The sequence below is a fragment of the Shouchella patagoniensis genome (assembly GCF_002019705.1).
GTDB lineage: Bacteria > Bacillota > Bacilli > Bacillales > Bacillaceae_D > Shouchella > Shouchella patagoniensis.
Genome location: NZ_KV917377.1, coordinates 1 through 19,733, shown reverse-complemented (window position 1 = coordinate 19,733; position 19,733 = coordinate 1). Strand labels below are relative to the sequence as shown.

21 protein-coding genes, 17 tRNA genes and 1 rRNA gene are annotated in these 19,733 nt (G+C 42.9%); 4 read left to right on the top strand and 35 right to left on the bottom strand.

Annotation, left to right across the window (positions count from 1 at the left end; genetic code table 11):
- Nucleotides 1-16: 16 nt before the first annotated feature.
- Entirely contained in the window at nt 17-1,711 is a 1,695-nt protein-coding gene (gene terL, locus BK584_RS00205; protein ID WP_078390713.1) for a phage terminase large subunit, read from the bottom strand.
- Between the two features lie 1,016 nt (nt 1,712-2,727).
- Nucleotides 2,728-3,135 (bottom strand): phBC6A51 family helix-turn-helix protein, encoded by a 408-nt coding sequence (locus BK584_RS00195; RefSeq protein WP_078390711.1) that lies wholly within the window; start codon nt 3,133-3,135, stop codon nt 2,728-2,730.
- Nucleotides 3,136-3,436: 301 nt separating this feature from the next.
- On the opposite strand from BK584_RS00195, the gene BK584_RS00190 reads away from it, so the two are divergent.
- On the top strand, nt 3,437-3,637 hold the full coding sequence (locus tag BK584_RS00190) for a KTSC domain-containing protein (RefSeq protein WP_078390710.1): 201 nt from the start codon (nt 3,437-3,439) through the stop codon (nt 3,635-3,637).
- Here BK584_RS00190 and BK584_RS24370 read toward each other — a convergent pair.
- The 11 genes from BK584_RS24370 to BK584_RS00130 form a co-directional block, all read right to left on the bottom strand.
- Nucleotides 3,634-3,792, bottom strand: coding sequence for a hypothetical protein (locus tag BK584_RS24370; RefSeq protein WP_169870942.1), 159 nt, complete (start codon nt 3,790-3,792; stop codon nt 3,634-3,636). The genes BK584_RS00190 and BK584_RS24370 overlap by 4 nt on opposite strands.
- Before the next feature lie 337 nt (nt 3,793-4,129).
- On the bottom strand, nt 4,130-4,576 hold the full coding sequence (locus BK584_RS00185) for a helix-turn-helix domain-containing protein (protein WP_078390709.1): 447 nt from the start codon (nt 4,574-4,576) through the stop codon (nt 4,130-4,132).
- 241 nt (nt 4,577-4,817) lie between these two features.
- Nucleotides 4,818-5,012: a hypothetical protein gene (locus BK584_RS00175; protein WP_078390707.1), complete on the bottom strand. Its 195-nt coding sequence runs from the start codon at nt 5,010-5,012 to the stop codon at nt 4,818-4,820.
- Nucleotides 5,013-5,106: 94 nt separating this feature from the next.
- Nucleotides 5,107-5,598, bottom strand: coding sequence for a hypothetical protein (locus BK584_RS00170; protein WP_078390706.1), 492 nt, complete (start codon nt 5,596-5,598; stop codon nt 5,107-5,109).
- Nucleotides 5,599-5,609: 11 nt separating this feature from the next.
- Complete coding sequence (locus BK584_RS00165; protein WP_078390705.1) at nt 5,610-6,302, bottom strand: hypothetical protein; 693 nt, start codon at nt 6,300-6,302, stop codon at nt 5,610-5,612.
- A gap of 51 nt (nt 6,303-6,353) precedes the next feature.
- Nucleotides 6,354-7,304, bottom strand: a complete 951-nt coding sequence (locus tag BK584_RS00160) for a hypothetical protein (protein WP_078390704.1) — start codon at nt 7,302-7,304, stop codon at nt 6,354-6,356.
- Between the two features lie 313 nt (nt 7,305-7,617).
- A complete protein-coding gene (locus BK584_RS00150) occupies nt 7,618-8,241 on the bottom strand; it encodes a hypothetical protein (protein ID WP_078390702.1) in 624 nt (207 codons plus the stop codon).
- An 858-nt stretch (nt 8,242-9,099) separates the two neighbouring features.
- On the bottom strand, nt 9,100-9,429 hold the full coding sequence (locus BK584_RS00145; protein WP_078390701.1) for a hypothetical protein: 330 nt from the start codon (nt 9,427-9,429) through the stop codon (nt 9,100-9,102).
- Between the two features lies 1 nt (nt 9,430).
- Nucleotides 9,431-9,820, bottom strand: coding sequence for a hypothetical protein (locus BK584_RS00140; protein WP_078390700.1), 390 nt, complete (start codon nt 9,818-9,820; stop codon nt 9,431-9,433).
- A 159-nt stretch (nt 9,821-9,979) separates the two neighbouring features.
- Entirely contained in the window at nt 9,980-10,336 is a 357-nt protein-coding gene (locus BK584_RS00135) for a hypothetical protein (RefSeq protein ID WP_078390699.1), read from the bottom strand.
- Nucleotides 10,336-10,617 (bottom strand): hypothetical protein, encoded by a 282-nt coding sequence (locus tag BK584_RS00130; protein ID WP_078390698.1) that lies wholly within the window; start codon nt 10,615-10,617, stop codon nt 10,336-10,338. The genes BK584_RS00135 and BK584_RS00130 overlap by 1 nt, the downstream gene beginning before the upstream one ends.
- 142 nt (nt 10,618-10,759) lie before the next feature.
- Here BK584_RS00130 and BK584_RS00125 point away from each other — a divergent pair, with 142 nt between their 5' ends.
- The 3 genes from BK584_RS00125 (at nt 10,760) to BK584_RS00115 (ending at nt 12,836) form a co-directional block, all read left to right on the top strand.
- Complete coding sequence (locus tag BK584_RS00125; protein ID WP_245808779.1) at nt 10,760-11,098, top strand: helix-turn-helix domain-containing protein; 339 nt, start codon at nt 10,760-10,762, stop codon at nt 11,096-11,098.
- A 92-nt stretch (nt 11,099-11,190) separates the two neighbouring features.
- The gene (locus BK584_RS00120; protein ID WP_078390696.1) at nt 11,191-11,757 is read left to right on the top strand and encodes a tyrosine-type recombinase/integrase; all 567 of its coding nucleotides are present in this window, start codon (nt 11,191-11,193) and stop codon (nt 11,755-11,757) included.
- Between the two features lie 80 nt (nt 11,758-11,837).
- Nucleotides 11,838-12,836, top strand: coding sequence for a tyrosine-type recombinase/integrase (locus BK584_RS00115; RefSeq protein ID WP_078390695.1), 999 nt, complete (start codon nt 11,838-11,840; stop codon nt 12,834-12,836).
- A gap of 32 nt (nt 12,837-12,868) precedes the next feature.
- On the opposite strand, the gene BK584_RS00110 is transcribed toward BK584_RS00115, so the two are convergent.
- The 22 genes from BK584_RS00110 to rrf form a co-directional block, all read right to left on the bottom strand.
- On the bottom strand, nt 12,869-13,186 hold the full coding sequence (locus tag BK584_RS00110) for a hypothetical protein (protein WP_078390694.1): 318 nt from the start codon (nt 13,184-13,186) through the stop codon (nt 12,869-12,871).
- Nucleotides 13,187-13,306: 120 nt separating this feature from the next.
- The gene (locus BK584_RS00105; protein WP_078390693.1) at nt 13,307-14,083 is read right to left on the bottom strand and encodes a helix-turn-helix domain-containing protein; all 777 of its coding nucleotides are present in this window, start codon (nt 14,081-14,083) and stop codon (nt 13,307-13,309) included.
- A gap of 162 nt (nt 14,084-14,245) precedes the next feature.
- On the bottom strand, nt 14,246-15,214 hold the full coding sequence (locus BK584_RS00100) for a tyrosine-type recombinase/integrase (protein ID WP_078390692.1): 969 nt from the start codon (nt 15,212-15,214) through the stop codon (nt 14,246-14,248).
- 121 nt (nt 15,215-15,335) lie between these two features.
- Nucleotides 15,336-15,416: transfer RNA gene (locus BK584_RS00095), tRNA-Leu, on the bottom strand.
- 161 nt (nt 15,417-15,577) lie between these two features.
- A complete protein-coding gene (locus BK584_RS00090; RefSeq protein ID WP_078390691.1) occupies nt 15,578-17,944 on the bottom strand; it encodes a peptidase G2 autoproteolytic cleavage domain-containing protein in 2,367 nt (788 codons plus the stop codon).
- Nucleotides 17,945-18,058: 114 nt separating this feature from the next.
- A tRNA-Arg gene (locus tag BK584_RS00085) sits at nt 18,059-18,132 on the bottom strand.
- Between the two features lie 20 nt (nt 18,133-18,152).
- Nucleotides 18,153-18,241, bottom strand: a tRNA-Leu gene (locus tag BK584_RS00080).
- A 40-nt stretch (nt 18,242-18,281) separates the two neighbouring features.
- Nucleotides 18,282-18,355 (bottom strand) — tRNA-Cys (locus BK584_RS00075).
- Between the two features lie 10 nt (nt 18,356-18,365).
- Nucleotides 18,366-18,437, bottom strand: a tRNA-Gly gene (locus BK584_RS00070).
- 6 nt (nt 18,438-18,443) lie between these two features.
- Nucleotides 18,444-18,515: transfer RNA gene (locus BK584_RS00065), tRNA-Gln, on the bottom strand.
- A gap of 6 nt (nt 18,516-18,521) precedes the next feature.
- Nucleotides 18,522-18,597: transfer RNA gene (locus tag BK584_RS00060), tRNA-His, on the bottom strand.
- A 31-nt stretch (nt 18,598-18,628) separates the two neighbouring features.
- Nucleotides 18,629-18,702, bottom strand: a tRNA-Trp gene (locus BK584_RS00055).
- A 7-nt stretch (nt 18,703-18,709) separates the two neighbouring features.
- Nucleotides 18,710-18,794 (bottom strand) — tRNA-Tyr (locus BK584_RS00050).
- A gap of 64 nt (nt 18,795-18,858) precedes the next feature.
- A tRNA-Thr gene (locus tag BK584_RS00045) sits at nt 18,859-18,934 on the bottom strand.
- A gap of 16 nt (nt 18,935-18,950) precedes the next feature.
- Nucleotides 18,951-19,026: transfer RNA gene (locus BK584_RS00040), tRNA-Phe, on the bottom strand.
- 9 nt (nt 19,027-19,035) lie between these two features.
- Nucleotides 19,036-19,112: transfer RNA gene (locus BK584_RS00035), tRNA-Asp, on the bottom strand.
- 20 nt (nt 19,113-19,132) lie between these two features.
- Nucleotides 19,133-19,209: transfer RNA gene (locus BK584_RS00030), tRNA-Met, on the bottom strand.
- 20 nt (nt 19,210-19,229) lie between these two features.
- A tRNA-Val gene (locus BK584_RS00025) sits at nt 19,230-19,305 on the bottom strand.
- A 5-nt stretch (nt 19,306-19,310) separates the two neighbouring features.
- Nucleotides 19,311-19,385: transfer RNA gene (locus BK584_RS00020), tRNA-Glu, on the bottom strand.
- Between the two features lie 43 nt (nt 19,386-19,428).
- Nucleotides 19,429-19,522, bottom strand: a tRNA-Ser gene (locus BK584_RS00015).
- A 7-nt stretch (nt 19,523-19,529) separates the two neighbouring features.
- Nucleotides 19,530-19,604: transfer RNA gene (locus tag BK584_RS00010), tRNA-Asn, on the bottom strand.
- A 13-nt stretch (nt 19,605-19,617) separates the two neighbouring features.
- Nucleotides 19,618-19,733, bottom strand: a 5S ribosomal RNA gene (rrf, locus tag BK584_RS00005).

Here is a 19,733-nt window from a genome sequence, read left to right as displayed (position 1 = left end):
CTCAGCTTAATCCCTCCTATAAATTACCCGGTTTTCTAGCAGAAGTGCGCCGAGATCGACGAGCACCGCCAGATAAATCGACCGCGCCCGCTAGGGCATCCGGTAAATCATCGTACGTTCCAGTTGGAAACTGCTCTAGTTGTTCGAATAATAGACGTTGACTGCCCATGAAACGCAAAAAACCGTTTTCTGTCAACGGCTCTAGTGACTCTATTCTTTTTTCTTTTTTCGCGCTATGATGAGAAATCGGTTTTAATCTCGTCCTACTTAAGAGCCCTTCCTGTGAGAGTCGCTCACGGAGCTGCCGGTGCATATCGTGCCCAGCTCCGATCGTCTCAACGGCAAAAATGCGATGTTCGTACACGCGAATCTTTTCGACGGCCATCCTAAGCGCCTCATGCGAGGAGCAACGTTTAGCCCACGCGTCTATCGTATAAATTACGCCAGTTCGATTATTTCTAGCAACCGTTACTATAGCGTTGTAGTCACTTCTAGAACTCCGCCCCGTAGCTATGTCCCAAAAAGCGTAATAGCTTAGGTTCAGAGGACGCCCGTCTTCTCGAATTAAGTCCGCTTCACTGAACAAAGCAAATTTAGCCGGTACAAATATCTGCGAATCTTCGTCTAACGGAGTATTTTGGTATTCCGTATTGAACGCCTTAGAGCCTTCCGTCCATTTCCATTTCATTAATTTCCACAGTGGTTGCACTTCTGGCCATAATACTTTCGCGCCTTTATCCATTTCTTTTCGGTTTGTCTTATAGAAATCTAATGCTTTAACCGCTCTTTCTTCTTTTGGTGTTTCAGCGTCGACAAAAATAGCGCGGCATTGTTCCCAAAGGTCCACGCGGTCTGGATCATCTATTAAGGCTTTAAATAGCCTTGATTTAAAGTCAGGATGGTGCTTAATAACATTATTTAAGTTTGATTCCGCATGAACTATTGTCCCCATGTATACGAAAGCCGTTTTCTTGCCTTTCGGATCTCCTAGCGGTATAACCGTCTGCGAAAACCAATCCTTTAACTTCGCGCGCTGCTCCGGAGTACTAGCGTTCGACCGAATATCTTCGAGGTCATCACATATAATCATATCCGGTCGAGTACCGTTCCAGTTACGGCCGCGCAAGGATTTATTAGTCGAGGACGTCTCTACTAGCGTTAGTAATTTTTTCTCCTCACTATTAACGCCACTTTCCCACGTGATAAACGATTCTCCGTTATCCCGCACATTTAATTGCTGCTTAGGTGAGAGAATGTCACCAAAATCTTCTCGAAGCTTTTTATTATACTTAAGCTGGCCCGTCAACCAATCGAGATTCGCTTTCGCTACGGTATCCGTTTCGGAAATCATGATAATGTACTTTCGTTTTCGAAAAACAACGTCTCTTAGCGGACCGCCTTTCGATAGATACGAACTTTTTCCATGTCCGCGAGGTGCTGCTACGGCTACTTTATCGTTCGTTTTAACGTTTGAAACCTCGTCTATAATGGCGCAGATCTCTCGGTGGAACTCCGCGGCTTCTTCTGGCGACTCAATATCGAACCCATCCCAGTTACCGCTATTTTCTGGATTTCGCACCTCGGAGAAATACTCATGCACGAAGTAAAGTAAGTCAACCTCTGCGCGATGTATACGTTCAAGCCGTTCTTTTTCGTCGATATAGCTGGCTAGTTCTAGCGCTGATTCATCGTCTAATTCGTTGGCGGGCATATATTCAATAAGTTCCGCATAGGTTGCGATGATCTCTTCGCGTTCCTTTCGGTCTACCCAACGACCAGCTCCGTTCTCGTCTTTAATCCATGCGATGGCGACGACCTCCTTTCTTTCGATTTATTTCCGTTATATTTTCGATGCGTACCGTTCAATAAATTCGCGCCACGTTCGAATAGCGGCTTCCCGCTCCTTTACGTCAGCCGGCGCCGCGCGTAATTTCCGAACTGCTACGCCGTATTTGGACGCGCATACCGAGGCGCAGGCGCAGGGTTTCGTGAGGGGTCCGTGTTTATTAATGCAGTCGTTCGTTGATAAATCGAGCATACGTAAAACCTCCCTTTTATAACGCAAAAAAGACGCCCAAAGCGGACGCCTTCGTTTGCTTTCGTATTTACATGTAATTAGCGTGTTTGTACGCAGCTAGACCGTTTATACCCGATCGCGAATAAAACGGCTAATAACATGCGATTGAGCCGCGTAAAATTGATACGAGTAGATAAGCGTAGAAATTACGAGGAGGAGGCGCTTTACTACGATAAAGTCAAACGTTAAATTTGATTTTCGGATTTAGTGACCACTAGGCTACAGGGTATACGCACCCCGACCCCCGTGGTACCCCCTCGCGAATGAATAACGCATACACATTTTGCATAACAATTCACCTACGAAATTGACGGTTTCCCATTCTGTCAAATTCACGCGGTTACAAAACCTTGATAAATCAACGCTTTCCACTTCGTTCTTTTGCTTCGGTAAATTCAATCGTTTATACATCGCAGAAAGCCGCGAAGGATTAACGTTTACCAATTCGATCCAGTTATTCTTGAATGAATAAGATCTTGTATAAAGAAGCCGAAAAGTTTCAAAGCTCTCCACAGAATTGAGGCGCTGCAAGTGTTTCAGTAGTGCTAGAGGTATAGATACCTATGCTGTAGTGTAGTGTCGCGTGGGATGTATCGTGTCCCTTCCTATATAATAGTACGCAACTTGTATATACACGACAGTCTAACTGCCTACTCGTTACCCTCCGCCTTAACTTGCTGTTGCTTACGGAACTCCTCGACCTTAGCACGCGCAGCATCTACGTTAGTACTATCGCCTGACCGCGTATCCGTAACGACGTGGTGCTCCGATAGCATACTGTGCATCTGTAAGAAGTGCTTAAGCATAGCCGCATTGCCGTCGCGTATGATATGGTCCGGTATGGATTCGAGTACTTCCGGTAACCTAGCGAGGGTGTTCCGTGTGATTGTCCGTTTAAGCTCACGTTCGAACACCGGATCTTTCAGCCAATCGTAAATAGTTGCGCGGTGCACCTCACACTCTTCCGCAATTTCTTCCATTGTCTTGCCACCCTTTTTAGGCATCGACAAATAACCGATAGCAATATAATGCTCCGGCTTAAGTTTCTTAAAAGCCATTAAATAAATCCCCTTTCAGAATTGTTTTTATTTTCTTTCTACGGTATAATAAAGTTAAGAAGGAGGCGGTTAATATGTTTAGAGCTATCATGAAAGCTTTCCAAATCGGTGGCGATGTAAAATCGATCGGTAAGGGACGTTATCATAAACGCATAATGGGACGCGCAGTCAGACGCCCTATCAATCGCAGCATTAACCGCTTGTTCAAGTAGCAGGCGGTTTTTCTATGCCTATAAATCTATAAGTTTTTATTTTCCATATATCAAGAAATGTAGTAAAATAATACTAGGGAGGTGAGACTATGCAAAGACAGTATGTTTCTTCAAGCAGAATGCGGAGCGTTGGTTGGGCGAATAATACTCTTGAAATTGAATTCAAAGACGGTGCTGTATATCAATATCATGGCGTCACTGAAGCAGAATATCGAGACTTCATGAACTCATCTTCGTTGGGTTCTGCTCTATCTAGATTAGATAAAATACATCCATACAACCGTGTTTAATTCTTATCGACTTCTGTTAAAGGTGAAAAATCCTCGACAGAAGTCATTCTCACACCCTCATCTGTGATTACAATTGCTACATAAGGATTAGCATTTTCTTTTAACCACTTCGATATCGCTGTACCATGTCTTATAACCTCGTTATTCATTTTCATCTTATCGACTCCTTTTCATTTTTAAATAATGTCCCCTGCCACGTTTTTAATATTCGGCACCGCGGGCGGCGGGCGGCCAACCTTCCCTTGTCTGCGACGCTCTTTCTTTTATATTTAAGATCTTTCGCGGCTTCTATGGCTAAGGAAAGTGATCTTCTTGACGCAAGCTGAGGGAAGTGATTTTCTTCCCGAATTGCCCTTTTCTCTTAAACGTCCTGCAATTACTTTAAATCTAGTTAATAAGTCTAGTTACATAAATATAGTTAACCTATAGAATCCTAGCGGTACGTACCTATGAAATCCTATGGGTACTACCTATAGAATACTAAGGGTACTATTAATCGCCGCCTCTTTTCCTCGCCTGCTTCTCGCGGTTCGCTCTTTTCTCCTCGTCCAACTTAGCGATTGCCTCCCGGTACCTCTCCGCCGCCTCCGGACACTCACGCCAGAGCTCCGCCTGCCCTAACGGCACTAGCGGCACATACCCGTAATTATTACGTCCTTCAAACGTTAGTATACGTATGAGTCCCGCCTGCTTTAATCGGCGCATGTCCGCGCGTACAGACTGCGTAGATTTGCCCGTCTTAAGCGCGAGCTGATCCTGCGTAGGAAACGCGTAGCCGTAGTCAGCGTTATAGTAATCGACGATGAGCGCGTAAAGGTACGCTAAGTCGCCGCGGAATCCCGGCACGTATAAGTAATGCGTTAAGTCCGTCGGCATCTTCGCGTAGCAAACGCCCTCGCTAGAATGCTTGTCGAATAGTTGGTTAGATCCATTTATCATAGTTATAGCCTCCAGAATATAATGTCGTTTAAGTAAGTGGCGTTAATTAACTTGGTTTATTCGCACGCCATTCGTCTAATACCGAGCTTAGGCTGCTCGTTTGCGGAAAGAGCCAGAACTTCTTGCTTGTCTTTTCGTTTAGTCCGACGCATATATACCTCTCGCCTGATTCCAGTAACTTCGTGGTTAGGCGCGGGCTATAGCAGTAAAAGAAATCGCTAGTCATATGATTAAACCTCCGTCAATGTAAGTTATCGTTTAATTCTCGAAAGAAATCACGGTAAGACGCATTTTCGTTCATCGCGCGTTCAACTTGGCTATCGTTGCTAGTAAGAATAAATTGCAAAAACAACCGTTCTTCAAACGACAAATCTTCGCGTTTCAACCTTGATCTTGCAGACAATTTAACTTTATGAAATGGCGTGGACTTAGTCATAACTTAATACTCCTCGTATATAAAATAACGCAGCCCTCGGAAGTAACTGCGTTTTGTTTCCTCACTATATACACCACAATCCCACTTCACCCGACTATTGTCGTGTTCCGTTAAACAGCACGAAGTCAATCGCCCCTGTCCGCCCCCGCCGTTTCCACGCGTCATACTTCGCTCGGCATACGCTATTCACGCGCCCTCTATAGTTAACGTCTGCTATCCAGCGCTGTCCTTCTTTAGACCATCTCACGTACGCATCGAGGTAACACGCGACGCCTTTTCCGTTTGAATAATCGATGTACAGCCGATTGCATACCGGACATTGCCGCCACTTATTAGCGCGCAACCAGCGAAAATCCCGCCAGCTCAAGTCGTCTATTTCTGGCGCCACCCGCTTTAGTACAGCGTCGAAAGAGCGTCGGTAATCCGCTTTATCCGCGCGAAATGCTTCGAACTCCTCGCGGAACTCGTCCAGCATAAGACCGTCATAGAATAGTAGCCCGGAAAGGTGTGCGGTAAGGGAGCGATAGAAGTCCCGCTCCTCTTCCGCATTCAGGTGCGCTAGTTTTTGTACAGTTGGCTTAGGCATATGTGCCCTCCTTAGCGTTTATAAATACGCGTTTTGCTTACGGTTGGAGAGTTGTTATCGTCGAAGTCGAACGACCTTTTCCGCCCAACTACCACGCCTTCCGCCCGCTGATTGTCTAAGTCCGAATAAGTAACTTTTAATTGGCGATCCATTAGCTCCAATTCAGGCCCGGTATAAAACGGATAGGACTGCGAATCTTCGAACACCGGCGGACCTTCCACGCGCTGCCTTAACGTTTCCTTCGCTAAACGATCGCCCTGCTCCGCTGCCCACGATAGAACCGCGTCAGGGGTGATAAATATTGGAGCCAACCCTTCGCCTACTGCGTCTAGCCAAGCGTGAATATCCTCGTAGACAGAACGCTTATAATCGACTTTAATGCGACCGCAACGATAGCCCATCAACACCGCGGATAACTTTTCGAGTGCTTCTTCGAGGGTTGGCGTGGTGTCCGACGTTTGTAGGCCGAGCAAGCCCGCCGCTTGGCGATGGCTCACTTCGGCATAATAAATAAGCGCTAATAGTTGGCGCTCGGTAGTCGTGAATATATCGGCGGCAAGTGCGTCTTCTAGGTCCATCGCGAGAGTAATCGAAGTTTCGTCCGCGTTGTCTTTTAGCCGGCTGTGGTCGCGAATCAATTGGATAATTGAAAAGTTTTCCGACTGATATTCCGTTTCTACTTTCATTGTTCTGCCTTTACCCATAATCACCAGCTCCTTCGGAATATAATTAGTTGACGTATCGCCTATAAAATGCTAAGTTATATATAATGGCGTATGTTGACCATTTTTAGATTGATCCCATAAAAATAAAGAGTCTACATCTCCGGATGCTTTAACCTCATCTATAGTGCGAGGATTTTCAAAGCACCAATAAGTAAACTCCCTATAATCTTTCATGGTTAGACCCGCTTGGCTTGCTAGGTACCTGATTAGTTTATCAAACCTCTCTGAACAAATTAAAGGCATTACGTGAGGTCGCTTGACCCATTCGAAAATGTTAGCGCTAAACTTCGAACTGTTTAATCGCCGATTCAATGGATACATATTGTACAATGTACTTCCAACATGCCCGACCGAAAAAGGAATAGCGTGATCCACACTCAAGTCCGCAACTTCGCCAGTTAGCGCACACTTACCATTAAACACGCTTTCGACTACTTGGCGATATTCTTTTTCCGATACTTCGTCAGGTAACACAGCTATACGGGCCCTCCGAACCGCTTGCATCATCTGATAATGCTCCCTATTAATTTCATATGAGCTCCTGGAGTATTCACCGCTACAAACCTTGCATATAGTAGTTAAACTGTCGACTGTTTTAAGGTGATAAGAAAACTGTGACGAGTCTTTTATTTCCTCGCAAAATGTACATCTTTTCCGAATACATTTACCACCTTCGTAAACTCTAAATGCGTTAATAGGCTTTTTCTTTTTGGGATTCCCATAAACATTAAGACCAATTTTATTCATCTTCTTTCTCTTATAATCACATTGTTTACACCAACCTCTTTTTCTTCCTAACCCACGACGATCACTCCCGAAACACTCTATTGGCAACATCTTATTGCAGCTTAAGCAACCACATCTTTTTGCGATAATGGTTCCTTCGACTTCGACAAACTCTGCACTACGGTGAATCTTTTTAATTGGTCTTTCGATTCCATTAATAAAAATTAATCCATTCCTTTCTTTAATCTCAACCAAACTATCCCCACCTTTTCTAAATTTTATCTATATAAAAGGGCTCCAACAATTCATTAGAGACCTCGGTTCTATGGATAATCTCAGTCTCTATCTAAGCTCTCTGCGTAAAGCATTTCCGTCGACGTACGAAAGTAGGTAAAAATAGAACGCTATAAGGTCGCGAAACTGCTTTTTACGTTGCTGACGCGTGAACAAATCGTCTAACTCGGACAGGATGCGCGGGAATGCCTTACGCATCAAGTCCAAGTTGTACATTTCGTAGTTTTTCGCCGCGAGAAGTTCCGACTTGTTGTTAGGTTTTGGCTTATCAGGATTACTCATAAGGTAACTTCTCCCCAAAAACCTTGATTTCAAGTCTTTCTAACACCTCGTCCATTTCTCTTGAAAAGTATTCATTATTTCTAGCAATCAGTGCAAAATTACCTGCTCTAAACGAGTATTCGATGGCTTCTATATGTCGTAATACATTTTTAAATTTACCTTTTAATCCGTGAGGCATTTTAATTTTTTTAAACTCTTTACTCCAATCTTTTATTTTATTAGCATCATTTTCCATCAACTTCAATTTTGATTGGTCATTAATTTCCAAGTCTAATATTCCATGAGCGTTGTTTGCTTTGTTAGCAATCATAACAGTATAGGAACTTACTAAAAGAAAGTCCTTTAATTGACCGTCAGGAACTAATTTACCCATCAAAAGAAAAGCCTCTGCTATTTCTTCGTACGACGTATCATCGACACTTTCAGATGCGAATGGATTCGAAGTTATTAGTTGATCTTTTAGCTCTTGATAATCTGATAAAGACGCTCCCTTGTCAGCCGCAGCTAGACCAAATTCCATCATAAAATCTACTACATATCTATTCTGTGAGTGCATCAAATCGTTCGTAATATCTCCACCAAAGTGTGTCTCTAAGCTTTCAATAATTGCGTTCATAATAAAATCGCTCCCTTTTCGGTTTAGTTTTAGTTTTTATCCGCTCTTTCCCTCCGGCGCCGGCAGCCATCATCGGAAAATATCTTATACTAGTTATGCGAGGCGACTTTATGATTTGGGCCATTTTTCGCGAAACTTTTTCGTTTGCTTTGTAATAGTTATGAACGGTTACTTTCCAATCTCGGACACTTACCGCGAAAATCACTCGTTATTAGTTATGGGATATGACTTCTTCATTTCGCACATTTTCATGTAAACTTTATTCTCTTATACTAGTTATGGCAGGTTACTTTGTTATTTCGCACACCAAAAATGTTTTTTGTACCTTATATAACGACTAGACTTAATCTTTTATGGGACATTCCCCATAAAAGATTCAAGTTTATTTTCTCGCTTCAACAGATACTACGACACCGATTTTAAAAACGTGCACTTTTGGTTGCTTATACTTTCTATAGGGGGTTAGATTCACTTAAATTGGGACATTTCCACGAAGTTTTTCATGTATGATGACGTATGCCAATCTAGTTCCGGACACTTTCGCTGATAATTTAAATTCGCCTATACTAGTTATGCTTGGTAAGTTGGTTAAGTGGCGCGTTTTTGTAGAAACTTTTTTCTTTGTACTTATGATGACGTATACCGATTCGAGTTCGGACACTATTATGCAAAAATAACCGCGCCTCCTTTTCGAGTGTTTATACTAGTTATGGGATGTGACTTCTTGTTCTCGGACACTTACCGCGAAAATTTTTAATTTATTTTCGCTTATACTTATATAAACAATTCAAATTTAGGTTTCGCACACTTTTACGCAAAAAAGACGACCTCCCCTCGCGAGGAAATCGCCTTATGCCGTTATACCAGTTCCTTTTCACGTTGCCGCGCCTTTCTGATCTCGTCTTGGATGCGAGCGCTATTCTGCTTAACCTTCTCGACTCTGCTTTCTACCGCTGCCCACTCATGTTTAAACATGTCACGCACCGGTAGTAATTGCAGAACCCTCTCTTTAACCTCGCGACGAGTTTTAAGCAGCATTTCCAATTCCACCGCGTTCTCGTCGATATGGGGTCTTTGTTTAAGTTCTTGGATGCGTTTATCAATCATGCTTTGCCGTTCGTTAAAGTAGTCGAAATCTTGTTCAACTTGGGTTTTTAGGCTTTTTAATTCCTTGAAATAGTTCTTCATCTTAAATTACCCCTCTCAATCTTGATATGTTAGTATTAAATTTAAGAAAATTCTTTAAATTTAAATCGTTACCGCCTATTTCGCCCCGTTCAGCTACTATGAAATCAAACAACGATGCCGAGTTAAGCTTTCGGTGCCACGTAGTCGCAGCCATTATGGTAAATTTACTTGGATCTGAAATAGTCGCTAAGTGTATGTCCGTATCGCAATCAGTTTGATAAGTGTCGTTCATTTCGTTAATTAGATAAGTATTCATCATTAATCGGTTATGCTCAACCCAATAAACTACTTTCGATTCTTCAGCTAAGTACCCATCGTAGTAATCAACCGCCACCGCACCACCTGTTTCAATATATACGGTCTGTACCGGCACTCTTTTTAGCTTCGCCATTATAAACATCTCCCTTTTTTGTATTCTCCGTATCTTCTATTAAGCTCGACCTTATACGTTACTAACCGTGCGTGCCTCCACGACGTTGGCGGTTTCTCTCCTCGCATAACCCGCGCAAGATGCTCGTTGCATTTACGCAAGTAGTAAGAGATACGCCTATCAATCGTTTTCATCTAGCAACGCCTCCAATCCGTAGTTTAATTCCGGATCGCGCGCCGCCAACTCGTACAAGAACCGCAGCAAGGACGTTTCTAAGAGCTTCGCATGGAACCGCTCGAAGTCTTCGTCGGTGAACGTTAGCGCGTCAACTGTGGCGATTACCACTTCGCCCTCAACTTCGAATATGTCGGCGTTGAAGCGCTGTTTTATGTCCGCCTGTATTAATTCATTGTGCCAGCTTGACACGAAATACAGTACTGATTGTTCAGTGTTCCACCACGCGTCATACGTAAATACGAGGAACTGATCGCCTTCGTATCGTTGAAACGCCGTTACTTTACGCCAAATGCCGCCCATCAGCCTGCGTTCCTACCGTGAGCCGCGAATATAGAAAGTAATTCGAGCGCTTCGTAGTGATCGATCTGCTCCATGACGCGCTGCATTTCGAGGGTCCACGGAAACCATAGCGAGCATTCCCCGAAAACTAGCTCGGCGTCGTCGTTATCGTAAACCTTGACTGTAATAGAACCCGTGACCGCGTATGTAGTAATCATGATCGGCGCGGTGCCGTCCTCAAAACGAAGAACCTCGATGTTTTCAATTGAACCTAGCTCAACTACCGGTGAAATCAATGCCATTTAAATCCGCCCCTTTTTCAATTAAGTTCTGATTGCTTAATCACATAATAACGCTTAAACGTTATTTCGTCAACAAGTTATTGAAACTTTTTTTACTTAATCACGTAAATACGTTATAATGGTATTGAAAGAGGTGAACATATTGCCAATTAAAAAGGGAAAAGAAGCTTTAGAGGAATTACATAACAGTAGTATTGAAGAAGAAGATCGCACAGTAATTGAACTAAAAGTCGGAGAGGCAATTAGAAGTCGGGGGCTTACTCAAAAAGAAGTAGCTGAAAAATCAGGGATTAGACCTACAGCTATTTCCAACTTGGCGAGAGGTTATGTCGATAGAATAAGTTTGGATCACTTATCTAAAATCGTTCGCGCTTTGGACATTAAAGATATAAATGAGCTTATAACCATTAATGTAGAGAGCGAGGCCATGCAGAATTGGTATCATGAAAAAATTGAGCAAGATAATGAAGAAAGAGAATAATTGACCCAAAAGGGTCTTTTTTATTTGACTTGATAACGCTTTTACGTTAATGTGTTATTTAATAACAGAATGACAAATTGGAGGTTGGATAAATGAAGGCGGGCGCGAGTAAAGTTGAACCTATTCGAAGTTTGCAGCACATCAAACTGATTAAAGAAAGTCTTACAGGACGCGATCGGCTCCTATTCGTACTTGGAATTAACGTCGCTTTACGCATTTCAGATCTGATTTGCCTACGTATAAGAGATCTTCGAGGCAAATACGCTTACATAACGGAATCTAAGACTGGAAAGACACGCCGTATTATGTTGAATCAGTCCGTTCGAGACGAAATAACGAAACTAAACGGTCGCCCTGACGAAGAATATCTATTTCCATCGCGAAAAAAGTCCGGGGATGGTACCGAAAAACACATTTCGCGGCAGCAAGCGTATAACATCATTAACGGCGCGGTGAAACGGCTAGGATTACTGGACGAGATTGGTAAGGTCGGGACGCATACCCTTCGAAAGACGCAATGTTACCACGCGTACAAGAACGGTACCGACCTCGCTTTTCTACAGTCGATGCTCGGACACTCATCGCAAGCTGTTACGTTAGCTTACATCGGCATTACTGACGATAATATAGACGCAATTTACGAGAGTACTCCGCTCTAAGTAGCGGGGTTTTTCATTTCTTTTCATAGAATTTAAATTCAAACCCAATTGAAACCGTTAAATATGAGGATGAAGTTATTATGCAAATCAACCATAGAAAACTACCTAGACTAAAGAAAATCAAGAAGAACACTGACTTAGAATACTTAATAGAGGAGTTTATAATTGATAAAAAGGTCAGAAACGTCAGTCAGAATACTCTAGCTAAGTACAAGAATAATTTAAAAGTACTCACCGAGTTCCTAGATGTTACCAATTTACCGAGAGATGTATCAGAATTGACAATGACTAATATGAAAGCATTTATAATTTACATGCTAGAAAGTCACACACACGGTCGAAATAACCCTTTTGCTTCAAAAAATAAAAAAGTGGGCCTTTCCCCTTCTTACGCGGATGACGTCCGAAAGAACGTTAATAACTTTATCGACTTCTTAGTAAGCAAGCATTACGGCGAAGAATTGAAGCTTGCTAAAATGAGGTCAATAAAATATACCGAAAATGATATCGAAATACTATCGATTGATGAATTAAATAAACTATTCTGCGAGGTGGATCGCTCTAACTTCCCAGACTTTAGAAATTATGTGCTTATGACTTTCCTTCTGGACTCTATGTGTCGGATTAACGAGGCCTTAACAGCCAAATTACATAGTGTGGATACTCAAAACGGATTTTTCACAATAAGAGCAGGAAATTCGAAAAATGCCCTACCTAGAGTTATCCCTCTACAAGAAAGAACAATTCATTTAATAAAGAAAATGAACAAGTTAACTGCCACTTTCCAAAGTGATCATTTATTCTTAACCGACTACGGCACACCTCTACCTCCAGAACATTTTAGAAAGCAGCTTAAAAGGTACGCGTTAAGATCAGGTATCAAAAAGAATGTTTATCCACATTTATTTCGCCACACTGCGGCTACTCACTTTCTAGAAAACGGAGGGGATACTCGACACTTACAAATGATATTAGGTCATAAAGATTTACGTATGATTGAAAAATACACACACCTAACATCAAAAGGCATCGCAAAAAATATCAGTGAGTATACCGCAGTGAACAAAATAAAATTTTAATCAGTTATACTAAACCTCCGTTTTGGGGGTTTTTAGTCTTTCTCGGCAAAAGATCTCCTAAGATCCTTCATCGAGTTTTCAAATAGATGCATTTTGTTTCTTTGATTAAGTATTAGTTCAGATAAACCCATAAGTATTGCGCCAAGTGCTCCGGTAATTACTATGATTATTGCAGCATACGCCCATCTAAATGGATGATTTATTTCAGGCGCTTCCGTGTTGAGAAGCGATTCAGAGAGCCCGAAATCTAACTTAAGCGTAAAACCAATAATTAGGCCAGTTATAACACCGCCAACTAATAAAATCCATCCTGATATCCATAATGATTTATCAACGCCTTGTCTCTCCATAAAAACCTCCACAATATGTTTTATATTCACAATTGTACCACAAACAAAACCTAACAAATACCACTATTACCAGACGCTTACAGGACGAAACTAGACGCAACTATGACGTTAACTCCATTATTATCCCATCCACGCGGCAAACGGCTGCCTCTCCCGGACTTCCTGTCGCTTTTGCACCGTCAGCACATTCCGGAAAGTCCCATAAACGTACGCATATAGATCACCTTTGACGCGGTTCGTTTTCATTGCGAAGACTACCGTTTTTAGCGTTCTGCAAACAAGCCCGTCGTAGTCCTTCAACGGCGCCAACAACGCAGCCTTATCATACGCAAGCTGGATACGTTGATGTATCTTGCTTATCTTCTCCGCCCCAAAGAACGGGGCCAACGTCTTTATAATCGCAGGAGAAACGTAGTCAGGCGTAAAGTCGGCAGGCAAGACTTCGTTTATGGCGTCAGCATTCCCCTCGCGCGCTACGTCTTTACTAACGCTTTTATGTGCTTCGCTGCTTAAAGTTGTTTCAGTCCGCGAAATTACCGATAGATCCCTTTTAACGACGCTAGTTTCGGCGATTTCCGGCGCGGACACTTCAACGGACAGGATACGGACAACCGCGAGCTTCCCGACCTTAAAACGTTCGATGATGCCGCAGTCAACAAGCCGCGCGAGTGAACGTCTGATGGTCCGATCTGAACGCTCCATTATCCGCGCCATCGTATCGACTCGCAGCCAACTTACGCCAGGTACGCGACAGGAGTGGCCGCCGAGAAGACGTAGTAAAGCGTGATCGGTCGCGTTTAGTGGTAACGTTTGGTCATCTAGTGCCGCGTAAATGGTCGTGTTGAGTTCCGCCACGTCCGCGTGGGTTGCGTAATCTTTTAGCTTCGTTATGTACATTCGTATCCCTCCGGGCGAGGGCGCTTCCTAAAAATAGCATCACTTAATAAACTTCTATTGACCTAATTTTTAAAAATTGATACAATAAAAGAACGATTATGAGAGTGTGTGCCCGCCAGTTGCTCCAACAACTAGCATTAAGGGTGCGCCTCTTTTTTTTGTTTACAAATTGTTTAATGGCGAAAAACTTTTATGCTTATCATTCACTTCGCTTGAATACAAGTTGACGTAAACTCTTACCATTTCCATAGTTGAGTGTCCTAGTATTTTCTGTAACTCGAATATACCGGCACCATTCATTACACACATTTTCGCGAATGTATGACGCATAGTATGAGGAGAGCATCTTACGCCTTTAATTTTTGCTTTCTCTCCGTAATGAGCTACGATCTTTTGCATTGCCCCTCTTTTCAGTTGAGTTTCATCAATAGTTACAAACAAGTGCTCAGTCTCGCACGACCCCCTTAATTTTAAATACCTTCTTAGCTGCTCTTTCATTTTGGCTTGAATAGGTACATATCTGTGAAAGTGATTCTTAGTATTACGTATAAAAATTTGACCCTCGCTTAACTTGACGTCCTCTACTAATATTCCAGCAGCTTCGTTTAAGCGTATCCCTGTCTCTAGTAGTAAGAGTAAGAACGTGTAGTCTCTTTGGCCTGTAAAGGTTCTTCTATCCGGCGCGTTCAACAATTGCTTTAATTGTTTAAGAGAGAAAGTTTCTACCTTCCCCGTCCTTTCGCGCATTAACGGGTACCTTTCCATAGGGTTACTGACGATATACTTACTTTTATAGAGCCACCCGAAGAATGCTCTGATCGACCTTAGCTTCGTATTTATAGTGGCAGCTTTTAATTTCCGTACCATCTGCATATCCTCAACGTAGTTATTTATAATTTCTCGCGTAACCTCATGTATAAATAAATCGTGCTCTTGTTGAACGAGATACCCGCGAAAATCGTTACATTCTCTACGATAATAAACAATCGTAAAATCACGTAGAGCCTTCCTTTTCGCGTCCGCAATAAATAAATCGAGCGCTTTGTCGTACGATAAAACCGCGCTGGTTAAAGTTTGTTCGACGATATCGAGTTCATGACCGATTAAAACGTTTCTACGCCTAGACGACAAAAAACCGCCTCCCCTTTTCGCTTAAAGAGAGACGGTAGGCACACGACTATTTTACGTCAGATTGTACGCAAAAAAGCGATCCCTAACTTCCGCTAGAGACCGCCACAATTGACTTAAAGGATACCGGTGGCCGGGGTCGAACCGGCACTCCAGAGGAACACGATTTTGAGTCGTGCGCGTCTGCCAATTCCGCCACACCGGCATATGTAGTTGCTAATGACTTTGTTGTAATCACCAACTGACAAGAACTAATATACCATGTACTTATCATAACGTCAATAGTTTTCATTTAAATAGTTGTTTTTTATTATAAAAAACCGAAAAGCTATATTGAACAGCTCTTCGCTTCCCCCTATTAAACGTTTATTTTATAAAACAAAGGGCAATGCCATATCCATCAGCTTCATCATATGCTTTTGTCATTCGCATCGCTTTAACATTCCCTTGCGTCGCCGGTACACCAATTCCTGATTTAGCTGCTAACCAATCACCAGCTTGTACGTCTTCATTTACACGAACAAACACTTGGCCCGTTAGACCAACGATATTCCATTCTGGTCGTTCACTACGAGCTTTATATTCATAGCTTGGATCATATTTTGGGTTCTCTAACGGCAAGTGAACTACTTCCTCTGAGTACGTAGTAAGTGTATTTCCTTCTTCGTCAACATCATACGTCCGTACAGATTGAGGTTCATATACTTTTCCGCCAAACTCATTTGTTAAAAATCTCCCTTGCCAGTGATAAGCTGCACTACCTAATACAACAGCTGCTGTCTCAGAAATAACACCAAGAATATCATCTCCATTTTCAGCTAGTCGTATTTTATCTTCATCAAGAGTAACAAGCATACCTGTCTCAATTGAGTCCCCATTCATGCTCTCAAAGAACTCAGCGTAATCTGAAAAACTACTACCACCAGAAAATTGCCCTACCGCGGTTACTCCACCGGTGCGACTATTTAGTTCCCACTTTCGATTTGCGCTGCTCGCATTTCCTGAAGCTCCGTAACCACCAACAACAGAATAGCTTTCTGGATTGACCGTTAGATTACTTGCTAATACCATCGACCCAAAACAACCATTTGGTTGGCCTGCAGAGGCACCACTGGAGCTAATAATGCTACTACGAGGTCCTCTTGCTCTAGAGTTACCTGCACTTCCCAAAACAACTGACCCTTCTCCTTCAGCGTGTGAGTTGGATGATGCTGCAACAATTGTTTTTGATCCTGATGCTGTCGGTGAAGACGTACTTGATAAAATGATTGATTGATCATGAGTTGGTTCTCCAGTGCTTGATGCGATCCGAGCTCCTCCCTTAATAACGGTAATAGGCTCTACGTAATTAACACCTGCACTTCGAACCGCATTCTGATATCCTGTAGTAGAAATGCCACTAATATTAACTGAATTGGTTGCGGTTTCTACAGCATTGCTGCCCTCCCCTTTTGAATTGATCGCATTTACGTTTGCAATCGTTACTTTGCCATGTCCACTTCCAATATAAATCCCATTATTTACACCTGTATCGTAAATATTAATATTGCTTAAGGAGATTTGATCGCCTCTGTTACCTCCTCCAAACACAATAATCGCATCACTCGCATTATTAAACTGGCTGATATTAAAGCCATTTAAAGAAACGTTCTTCGCTTTATATTGAATTGCCACTACTGGTGTATTGCCGAAATTATAATCCAAATCTCCAATTGCCGTAAAATTAGTAATGCTCACGTTTGTATAAGCACTAATAACCAAAGCACGAGGATCTGTATTATTTTGAAATCCCTTCTTATTGTTCGGGTGGAGCGAAACTAAGTTTGTTGCCGTTAAATGAAACGCGGTTGTAGAATCAGGATCATCAGCCGTATGATGACCAATATGGCGGAAGTTATAGCTTCGCGTATCTTCCCGCGAGATGTGACCCATAATATGAACATTACTTGCAGCACTAGAATTAGCATGTGCCTTTACTTCAATACCCCCGTAACAACCTTTAGAGTAATTGTTTGTTAACATCACATGGCGACTACCATCATCAATTTCGATCGCGTTGCAATTTCCTCTGTTATTAGGATCATATGCATAACAATTAGAAATCGTAATAAATTCGCTATGATGTGTAGTAAACCCATCGTCAATCCAATCAGTTGCCTTACATGAATCAATCCATACATATTGTGATGGGCCAGTATCAACCGTTCCATCTCCGCCATAGTGATAATCAAGACCTGTTGAAGTAACATCGAAACCATGCAGTGAACTGTTGTAAGCAAAAACATTACTCACCCAGCCATACTTAACACCGTGATAGGTCAAACAACTAGAACGGCTTCCCCCCGCTGGTTCAGAACCTCTTCTTCGGTTACCATCTAAACTCAAATCCCTAACAACAATATATTCCGCTCCGTTTTCCTTATCTTTTACAGAAACGGTCCATTCGAAATCAGGTGCATTATTAGGCGTCTGAATTGTAGTTAACTCCATCCCTTGACCTTCTATGATTGTACGGCTTGGTAGTTTAACTGTTGCATAATAACGCTTAGGCCCTAAAATAAGTTTAACATTCCCTGTCCCAAGAGCCTGTTCAAAATAACTAGTTTGATCGGATTCCTCTTCCCCTTCCGGAATAAAATCATCAATGTAAACAACACGGGCCGCTTCAATTTGTTGTAAATTCTCCTTCATATCTAGAAATTCAGTTTCATTGTTTATTTGTTGATTACTCATAAAACATCACTCTCCCACTTAAAAATCTGCCCTTAATAAGTGCAGTTAGTTTATAAAGAGAGCGATTATAAAAAAAACAAAAAAACCAGCTATATAATAGCTAGTTTTTTTAGACGCGCCCGAGAGGAGTCGAACCTCTAACCGCTTGATTCGTAGTCAAGTACTCTATCCAATTGAGCTACGGGCGCAAATAATTAATGTATCAAAATGGTGCCGAGGGCCGGACTTGAACCGGCACGGTAGTCACCTACCGCAGGATTTTAAGTCCTGTGTGTCTGCCAATTCCACCACCCCGGCATATATAAGAACTATAATGATAACATCTTATTAAGTTGTTTGGAGGCGGCAACCGGATTTGAACCGGTGATAAGGGTTTTGCAGACCCGTGCCTTACCACTTGGCTATGCCGCCTCAATAGAAGAGCGGAAGACGGGATTCGAACCCGCGACCCCCACCTTGGCAAGGTGATGTTCTACCACTGAACTACTTCCGCATATGACTGGGCTACCTGGGATCGAACCAGGGAATGACGGAATCAAAATCCGTTGCCTTACCGCTTGGCTATAGCCCAATAAAATGGGGCGGCTGATGGGAATTGAACCCACGAATGCCGGAATCACAATCCGGTGCGTTAACCACTTCGCCACAACCGCCATATTAATATATACTTTTTATAAAATAAATTGGCAGGGGTAGTAGGAATTGAACCCACATCAAAGGTTTTGGAGACCTTCGTTTTACCATTAAACTATACCCCTTTAAAAATGGTGGAGGGGGACGGATTCGAACCGCCGAACCCGGAGGGAGCGGATTTACAGTCCGCCGCGTTTAGCCACTTCGCTACCCCTCCACTTGAAAAGACAATACTTATCATATACAATATTGGAGATTTTGTCAACAACTTTTTTGATAAGTGGTGCCGGCCAGAGGACTTGAACCCCCAACCTACTGATTACAAGTCAGTTGCTCTACCAATTGAGCTAGACCGGCAAATAACCAATAATCATGGTGGCTCAGGACGGAATCGAACCGCCGACACACGGATTTTCAGTCCGTTGCTCTACCAACTGAGCTACTGAGCCTTATTAAAATGGCGGTCCGGACGGGACTCGAACCCGCGACCTCCTGCGTGACAGGCAGGCATTCTAACCAACTGAACTACCGGACCATTATAATAAGAATTTAATTTGGTTGCGGGGGGCGGATTTGAACCACCGACCTTCGGGTTATGAGCCCGACGAGCTACCAGACTGCTCCACCCCGCGACGTTATAATATATTTTTTATGGTGGAGGATGACGGGATCGAACCGCCGACCCCCTGCTTGTAAGGCAGGTGCTCTCCCAGCTGAGCTAATCCTCCATTTATGGTGACCCGTACGGGATTCGAACCCGTGATACCGCCGTGAAAGGGCGGTGTCTTAACCGCTTGACCAACGGGCCTTTGTTATTTTTTATGCTGTATATGCTATGTATAAATAATATCTGGCGGAGAGCGAGGGATTCGAACCCTCGAGACGGTTTTACACCGCCTACACGATTTCCAATCGTGCTCCTTCGGCCAGCTCGGACAGCTCTCCGTGGTAATGGCTCCACAGGCAGGATTCGAACCTGCGACCGATCGGTTAACAGCCGATAGCTCTACCACTGAGCTACTGTGGAACAAATTATGTAAGTCCGGCAACGTTCTACTCTCACAGGGGGAAGCCCCCAACTACCATCGACGCAAAAGAGCTTAACGGCCGTGTTCGGCATGGGAACGGGTGTGACCTCTTTGCCATTGCCACCGGA

What these genes read in the sequence shown, in the direction of transcription:
- BK584_RS00175 (WP_078390707.1), bottom strand. Translation starts at nt 5,012, where the DNA reads ATGACTAAGTCCACGCCATTTCATAAAGTTAAATTGTCTGCAAGATCA.
- BK584_RS00130 (WP_078390698.1), bottom strand. Translation starts at nt 10,617, where the DNA reads ATGGCATTGATTTCACCGGTAGTTGAGCTAGGTTCAATTGAAAACATC.
- BK584_RS00165 (WP_078390705.1), bottom strand. Translation starts at nt 6,302, where the DNA reads ATGGGTAAAGGCAGAACAATGAAAGTAGAAACGGAATATCAGTCGGAA.
- BK584_RS00190 (WP_078390710.1), top strand. Translation starts at nt 3,437, where the DNA reads ATGCAAAGACAGTATGTTTCTTCAAGCAGAATGCGGAGCGTTGGTTGG.
- BK584_RS24370 (WP_169870942.1), bottom strand. Translation starts at nt 3,792, where the DNA reads ATGAAAATGAATAACGAGGTTATAAGACATGGTACAGCGATATCGAAG.
- BK584_RS00145 (WP_078390701.1), bottom strand. Translation starts at nt 9,429, where the DNA reads ATGAAGAACTATTTCAAGGAATTAAAAAGCCTAAAAACCCAAGTTGAA.
- BK584_RS00110 (WP_078390694.1), bottom strand. Translation starts at nt 13,186, where the DNA reads ATGGAGAGACAAGGCGTTGATAAATCATTATGGATATCAGGATGGATT.
- BK584_RS00195 (WP_078390711.1), bottom strand. Translation starts at nt 3,135, where the DNA reads ATGGCTTTTAAGAAACTTAAGCCGGAGCATTATATTGCTATCGGTTAT.
- BK584_RS00170 (WP_078390706.1), bottom strand. Translation starts at nt 5,598, where the DNA reads ATGCCTAAGCCAACTGTACAAAAACTAGCGCACCTGAATGCGGAAGAG.
- BK584_RS00135 (WP_078390699.1), bottom strand. Translation starts at nt 10,336, where the DNA reads ATGGGCGGCATTTGGCGTAAAGTAACGGCGTTTCAACGATACGAAGGC.
- terL (WP_078390713.1), bottom strand. Translation starts at nt 1,711, where the DNA reads ATGCCCGCCAACGAATTAGACGATGAATCAGCGCTAGAACTAGCCAGC.
- BK584_RS00185 (WP_078390709.1), bottom strand. Translation starts at nt 4,576, where the DNA reads ATGATAAATGGATCTAACCAACTATTCGACAAGCATTCTAGCGAGGGC.
- BK584_RS00090 (WP_078390691.1), bottom strand. Translation starts at nt 17,944, where the DNA reads ATGAGTAATCAACAAATAAACAATGAAACTGAATTTCTAGATATGAAG.
- BK584_RS00120 (WP_078390696.1), top strand. Translation starts at nt 11,191, where the DNA reads ATGAAGGCGGGCGCGAGTAAAGTTGAACCTATTCGAAGTTTGCAGCAC.
- BK584_RS00150 (WP_078390702.1), bottom strand. Translation starts at nt 8,241, where the DNA reads ATGAACGCAATTATTGAAAGCTTAGAGACACACTTTGGTGGAGATATT.
- BK584_RS00105 (WP_078390693.1), bottom strand. Translation starts at nt 14,083, where the DNA reads ATGTACATAACGAAGCTAAAAGATTACGCAACCCACGCGGACGTGGCG.
- BK584_RS00115 (WP_078390695.1), top strand. Translation starts at nt 11,838, where the DNA reads ATGCAAATCAACCATAGAAAACTACCTAGACTAAAGAAAATCAAGAAG.
- BK584_RS00140 (WP_078390700.1), bottom strand. Translation starts at nt 9,820, where the DNA reads ATGGCGAAGCTAAAAAGAGTGCCGGTACAGACCGTATATATTGAAACA.